5 protein-coding genes are annotated in these 7,539 nt (G+C 32.8%); all 5 read left to right on the forward strand.

From position 1 onward, the window contains the following. On the forward strand, window positions 1-1,147 hold a 1,147-nt coding region (locus tag AA81_RS14120; RefSeq protein ID WP_169999592.1), incomplete at its 5' end, for a hypothetical protein. 114 nt (window positions 1,148-1,261) lie between these two features. Next, entirely contained in the window at window positions 1,262-2,425 is a 1,164-nt protein-coding gene (gene rlmD / locus AA81_RS03000; RefSeq protein ID WP_103898156.1) for a 23S rRNA (uracil(1939)-C(5))-methyltransferase RlmD, read from the forward strand. 544 nt (window positions 2,426-2,969) lie between these two features. Further along, window positions 2,970-3,986, forward strand: coding sequence for a DNA-methyltransferase (locus AA81_RS03005; RefSeq protein WP_012208256.1), 1,017 nt, complete (start codon window positions 2,970-2,972; stop codon window positions 3,984-3,986). Then, window positions 3,946-5,946 (forward strand): ATP-binding protein, encoded by a 2,001-nt coding sequence (locus AA81_RS03010; protein ID WP_245863402.1) that lies wholly within the window; start codon window positions 3,946-3,948, stop codon window positions 5,944-5,946. The genes AA81_RS03005 and AA81_RS03010 overlap by 41 nt, the downstream gene beginning before the upstream one ends. Window positions 5,947-5,963: 17 nt before the next feature. Continuing rightward, window positions 5,964-7,295: a DNA double-strand break repair nuclease NurA gene (locus AA81_RS03015; protein ID WP_012208258.1), complete on the forward strand. Its 1,332-nt coding sequence runs from the start codon at window positions 5,964-5,966 to the stop codon at window positions 7,293-7,295. The last annotated feature ends 244 nt before the right edge of the window (window positions 7,296-7,539 follow it).

Here is a 7,539-nt window from a genome sequence, read left to right on the forward strand (position 1 = left end):
TGAAATAACCAATCAAGTAGTTATAAACACGTTTATTGGACTTGCTCGAGAAAGCGTGGAGTTTTTAGCTTATCAAGATGGGAAAGATGGAACCTGGACAAAACTAAGTTCAACCAACGGCGTGTACACTTTTACCCCTGAATCAGCTGATGGAAATTTTAGCATCTATGCTGTCAACGAATGGTATGACCCTTGGAATGAGGAATTTAACTATGACATTCAAGTAATGAATCTCAACACCACAGAAGGAAAAGAAGTACCAATAATCTTCGAGTATTGGCCAGATACTTTTGATGCTACATTAAATTTGAATTTTGGAAGTGAGTTTATAGGGAAAGACGCTGCCATCTTTTACGGTTTGCCTCATGGATTTCCTTCGTTTGATTCGATGGATGATTTAATATTCCAACTAGAAGCGATTCCTGGCACCTATGATTTGGTAATTTTAGCAGGAGATCAAAATGAAGATTTTTCAAAAATATATATTGACAGAGATAGATCAATAGCAGCAGGTACCGACAACGAAGACATTTCATGGTCTGACTTTGAAGACTTCACAACATACATTGCTACAACCACCATAAACGATGCAGACGCATGGGGTAGTTTGTTAGTGGGTGGAACAACCCCAATATTTACTTGGTTCGAAGATAATTCCCAGGTAAAAATCCCTCAATCTCTTGCAACTTCTGATGACTTATATGCTTTAGAATTAAGTCACAACGATTCTGAAAATTCAGTTTATAGATTATTTACAAAATTTACAAACTATCCGTCTGATATTGAAATTTTGGACACCCTTCCTTCTAGTACCTGGGAAAAACCTGCCTTTTCAGACAATACATTCACATGGAATCAGTATGATCCCCAAATCAGCAATCATGAATTGAGATTTTATAATACCTCTTTAGTAAATGATGCTTGGACTATAAATTGGATGATAGTATTATCCTCTGGTTGGTTGGGAAGTGCAGATTCATATGAGTATGAAATACCAGATTTATCAGGTTTAGAAGGCTGGAACGATTTATGGTATCCTGATGTTGATTCATACCATCACTTTGAAGCGGTTTCAGGAACCGAAGATGATTTGACAAAATATTTAGACCCAATAGCTGGCATGGAAGAAAGTATAATTAGTTATTAGCCCTCTTCTTTAAATAAGGTTAAAGTAAGAAAATAACCATTTACCCCCGAAAAGTGTTAAAATTGAATTGTTCGGGGGTATTTTTTATTTTAATTATCGAAGGGGAGTCATAAAATGCAGATATGTTCAGCCTTTGGAAAATGTGGTGGATGTAGTAAATTGAATATCAGTTACGAAGAACAACTAAAAATAAAAGAGAACGGTGTTCTTTCGTTGTTTGATAAATATCAAATAAAGCCTAATAAGTATAATGGTATTACGCCTTCTGTGGATATATATGAATACAGAAACAAAATGGAATACTCTTTTGGTAACGAATACAACGGTGGTCCTCTTGTTTTGGGGTTAAGAGGAAAAGGTAAGAAGTTCGATGTCTATTACACAAAAGATTGTAAGTTAGTGGATGATGATTTCAACAGTATCGTTTGGCAAACAAGAGAATTTTTCTTAAAAAAGAACCTACCTTTTAGAAATTACAAAAACCACTCAGGTTTTCTTAGAAATTTAGGAATCAGAAAAGGATTAAAAACAGGGGAAATACTTTTAAACTTGGTGACTTCTTTAGACAATAATTACTATCAAGAAGTACAAACATGGAAAGAAAACATGTTGAATACCAACTTAAAAGGAAATATCGTCTCCATAATTCAAAGTAAGACTGAATCTAAAGCCAACGTTGTCAAAGCAGATGAAATAGAAATATTATATGGCAGAGACTATTTTTACGAAAAAATTTTTGATTTAACTTTCAAAATTGGTCCATTCTCTTTCTTTCAAACAAACACAAAAGGAGCAGAGGTCTTATACCAAACTGCATTATCTTATGCAGAAAATTCAGATGTTGTATATGACTTTTATTCTGGAACCGGCACAATATCATTATTACTTGCAAATAAGGCTAAAAAAGTTTATGGAATAGAAATTGTAAAAGAAGCGGTAGAGGCAGCCAAGCAAAACGCCATATTAAATAATATCAACAACGTAGAATTCGTAAATAAAGATGTAAAAGATTTTGTTAAGCAACAAAGCAGCACCGAAAAACCTGATTATATAGTGGTGGACCCACCAAGGGCTGGGTTACATCCAAATCTTATAAAATTCATAAAAACCCAGCAATTTAATAAAATTATTTATATCTCATGCAACCCTAAAACCCTAATACCCAATTTGAAAGAATTATCCGATCTCTACACAATCTCAGATTTTCATCTGGTAGATATGTTTCCTCACACTGACCACGTTGAGTCAGTAGTATTGATGACGAGGATAGATAAATAGTAGAGTTGAAAAAGGGTTTGAATACAGGGTTTTCCTGTGATTTGCCATCAACTGATAATGCGCTTTTTGGCGGCGAAGTTAACTGGAAGAGACATATTTTTATGTGTGTGATTGTTCAAGTAAACATTGGACTCACTGTGGAGTTTAAGACTGAGATGGGAGTGAGCGTGGAGGTATAAGGACAATAAAATCATCCCGCACACTGAAGAATAAAGCCGTGGATGTCACTTTTTTCGTTCTGTTTGTAAATTTTTCTGCAAAAATATTGCTTTTATTCGTTCCTTCACATATAATAAAAGTTGGATAAATTTGCCACGTGAGGTTTCAGTAAATGGATTATGTGATAAAGAAACAAGCTGCGGAGAAATGGTGGAATATATCTCTGGAATATATCTCTGCACAGAGTGCAGGCCTTATGTGAGCAAGCCTGGATCAAAGGAACTGTGCGTGTGGTGGGTTGAGCGATATCAAATGATTTGGAGAAACCAAAAAATACAAGGCTTAGAGTGTATAAATTTGATAATTATAGAAAGAGTGATTTCTAGTGCGTAAACTTTTATATAAAACCGATTACGGGAAGTACTATATTGGTAAATGTGAGTCAGAAATTAAAAGATTAAAACTTAAAGGGAAAGTCCAATTGATTTTAACTTCGCCGCCCTTTCCATTAAATAATAAAAAACAATATGGAAATTTAGTTGGAGAAGATTATTTAAACTGGATTACAAATCTGGCACCGCTGTTTTCTGAAGCTTTAACAGATAACGGTTCTATTGTAATAGAAATGGGAAATGCATGGGAAAAAGATCGACCTGTACAATCACTGTTGCATTTAAAATCTTTAATGAGATTTGTGGAGAATCCAGAGGCAAACCTACGACTTTGTCAAGAATTTATTTGTTATAATCCGGCAAGATTACCTTCACCGGCACAATGGGTTACCATTGAACGCATTCGTGCTATTGATAGTTTTACACATGTATGGTGGATGTCTAAAACAGATTATCCTAAAGCTGATAATAGAAAGATTTTAAGGCCTTATAGTAAAAGCATGAAAAAACTACTTGAAAAAGGAAAATACAATTCAGGTAAAAGACCTTCTGAACACGTGATAAGCGAGAAAAGTTTTTTGAAAGATAATAAAGGAAGTATATCCCATAATGTTCTAGAACTTAAGCAAATTGATGAAACAAAAGAATTAAGGCTTCCTTATTCCATGTTAAGTATTTCTAATACAAAATCTAATGATTATTTTACAAAAACATGTAAGAAGAGAAATATTATACCTCATCCAGCAAGGATGCCATTAGAATTAGCAAGTTTTTTTATTGAATTCTTAACGGATGAAGGAGATCTTGTTTTAGACCCTTTTGGCGGAAGTAATACTACCGGATTTTGCGCTGAGAAACTAAAAAGAAAATGGATCAGCATTGAAGCTAATGAGGAATATGGTTATCAATCTATAATAAGATTTGAGGAACCATCATTTAATGCTAATATAAGAAAGGGGGAATTTTTTAATGGGATTCAATCAGGAAATTTTGAAAATGGCGGTCGTTGATATTTTTGCCGAAGCAAAAAAGCCTGACTTGTTTATTGGGCGTCCTTATTATTTGGATTATGATAAGGCCTATCTTCTTATCGCTGATGCATGGAAACAAAAGGCTGGAGGCATACCACAAGGAACGTTTATATTGGCATTCTATGAAAACGAGAACGATTCTATAGATGAATGCCTTTTATTGAGAGCTATTCGTCCTTCTAAACTACCTACTGATAATGATGTTATTGCGTCGATGGTGGAATATTATAAAGACAATTTGAAAACATCAGGTAAGAATAGTCAACTTGATGATTTTACAAAATACACATTTAGTTTTTCGGGATTAGAATGTAGAATATTAGGTACTTTTTTTAAAAATAGTCATGATCAAATTTTATTTGGAGCAGATGTTGAGAATTTTTACAGTGCTCACAATTATGTTGCTTATAAGCCCTTAGGAGATGTACTTGAGCAAATTGTTAATTTTAGAGATGGGAATTCTATTATAGGTAGTTCTACAGATATAAGAATTGGTAAGGTCAGGTATAGTTCAAGTATAAGATTTCAAGAAGAACAAACAGAAGTGCCTGTATATGTAAACCCACAAGATTTTCTTGGTAAAAGAACTGCGTTATTTGGTATGACAAGAACTGGTAAATCGAATACAGTGAAAAAAATTATCGAAGCTACAACTAAAATTAGTAATAAAGCTGAAAAGGTTTGTGAAGGAAGTGTTGATAATGTAGAAGATAATTTAAAGCAATTTGATGATTCAGGTTTACCAAAGTATAAAGTTGGTCAAATAATTTTTGATATTAATGGTGAATATGCAAATGCAAATCTTCAGGATGAAGGAACTGCAATATTTGAAAAATATTCAAACATTACAAAGCGATATAGTGTTCTTGAAAAGCCAGGCTTTAAAGTCCTAAAAGTAAATTTTTATGATGAAATTGAAACAGGATTTGAGCTTATACATAATCTTCTTGCAGAGGAAAGCGGGGATTATATTAAAAGCTTTTTAGCTGTTGATTTATCAAAACCGGAATTAGAGGATACTTATAGCTCTGCATATATAAGATGGCAAAGAAAGATTGCTGCATATCAATGCTGTTTATATGCAGCAGGATTTAAGGTTCCTAAAAACTTCAAAATCACATTTAAAGGTAATGCTGAAATTAATGATAAAATTAAACAAGGTAAGATTATTGACCCAAGTAAAGGCATAACCACTGATGACGCTATTGCCTGGTTTACATGGGTTGCTGAAAATAGCAATTGTGAATTTTTTCAAAATTATAAACAAAAGAATGGACACGACTGGATAGATGAAGAATTAAAAGCTTTATTAGTTTTTTTAACAAAGAGAAGAAATTTATCTGGGAACGAGAATATTACAGGTTATAGAAAATTAGTCCCTTTAAAACCATATCATACTATTACTATAGATAATTCTTTTGAACAGGATATCCTTTCTAGTCTAAGAAGCGGAGGAATAGTAATTATCGACTTATCCCAGGGAGATCCCGTAATTCAACGTACTTATTCAGAAAGAATTTGTAAGAAAATTTTTATTGATGCTATGGGACATTTTGTGAATAACCAACCAAATAATTTTATTCAATTTTATTTTGAGGAAGCGCACAATCTTTTTCCAAAAAAAGACGATAAGGATTTAAGTCAAATTTATAATAGAATTGCAAAAGAAGGTGCTAAACTAAATATTGGTATGCTTTATGCTACACAAGAGGTAAGTTCGATAAGCTCTAATATATTGAAAAATACCCAAAATTGGTTTATTGCTCATTTGAACAACGATGATGAATTGAAAGAAATTAAGAAATTTTACGATTTCGGTGATTTCTGTGAAGGATTAATACGTTATAGTGCCGGTAGTGACAAAGGATTCATTAGAATGAAAACGTATTCTAATGCATTTGTTGTTCCTGTTCAAGTAGATAGATTTATGGCTAAATAAATAGGGAGGAATAAAATATGAGTTATGGAAATGAATACTCAAATAAGCCATTTGAGAAAGCTAGCAAGATTGGACATACAAACATAATTAATGATCCTGAGGTGAAAGAGTTTTTATCTCAGTGTAGGATTCCACCTTTTAAAGACGATGTAGATGGAGAAGATATAAAAAGTGCCTTCTTAGAAGATATTAGGGATAATCCAATAAAAAACATTATTACAATTGATGGTGGCTATACGAATGTTGTGGTGAAGGAGGAATTCCCATCATCTACTATAGCTTTTTTTCAATTTGGTGCATTATTTTTTAAGTATAATGATTTGATAAACTTAAAGGAAAAACCTTTTATTGATCCAGATGACTTTTCAAAATTGCAAAATATTCAAAGAATCAAGCTTGTTCTCCCAACAAAGGGGCTGACCTTAAAAGGAGAAAAAGACCTTATTATTTCTGTAAGAAGATCTGTTTATGATTTCTTCATGAAAAATCCGGATAATCAGGGGTTTATCAAAGCACTAAAATGGTTATTATTTGAAGAATATGATGTACATTCGAATTCTACTTGGCATCTGGCATCTTGCCCTTATTGCGGAAACGGTTTCGATATACCGAAAGCTAGTTTAAAGCCGAATTTTACGGTAAATTGCCCTCATTGTGACGGTATTGTTTTTTTAACAGATGTTTTTAGGCTGCATGAGGTTATAGATAATGAACTGGGTGCAGGTGGAGTATTAGGATATTTATCCACAACGATTGAACAGTTGATTATAGTTTATCTCATTCAGCAAATTCTAAATATTAGACCTAATATTCTGAAAGAAACAATATTTATCAAAGATGGCCCCTTAGCTTTTTTTGGTCAGACTGCTAATATTCATAAACCAATGAGAAAGCTTATAAGCTTTTTGAATTCAAAATATGCAATTTACTTAGTTGGTTTAGAAAAAAGTGGTTCTTTTGTTGAGCATGCTTCTCAGATATCTCAAAAATTGAGGAAAAACCAAATAGTATTACTTGGTAATAAGTATATTTATAAGTATATAATTCCGGGGTATGAAAACGAAGATGCTGCCTATGGAAGATCAACTTATTATGGTCACAAATTAATTTTTAAATCTAAATTTGATAATATCTATATAGCTACTATTCCTAGTTTAGAGGCAAAACCGGAACCTCAAAAAAATGATTACTTAAATATCGATGTGGTACTACATAATGTTTCAGCATTAAAATGTGACCTTTACTTCAACTCTTTGGTACCTATAGTCATGGCAAATAAATTAGTTTCCCTGGCAGATCATCCTAGTGCAGATTTACTGAAGAGCTTTGCTCAGGAACATGTTTTATAATTACCATATCTTCAATATATTGCCTTTATTAGTTTCTTCGCATACAATATTACTCTGTGAGGTATTAGCAAATGGATTACTTAACTGCAAAAAAGCGTTTTTGGCTTTCTCTGTTTTTCAAAAGTGTCACTACATGCCTTTCTTTTCCTTTATTTATCAGTGTTTTAGTCTTACACTTGTGGTTGGCTCCCTTCTAATCCTTTATTTTCCTTATTTTGGTCCTTTAGTTTTAGTTTCTCTATGA

The organism is Petrotoga halophila DSM 16923, assembly GCF_002924615.1.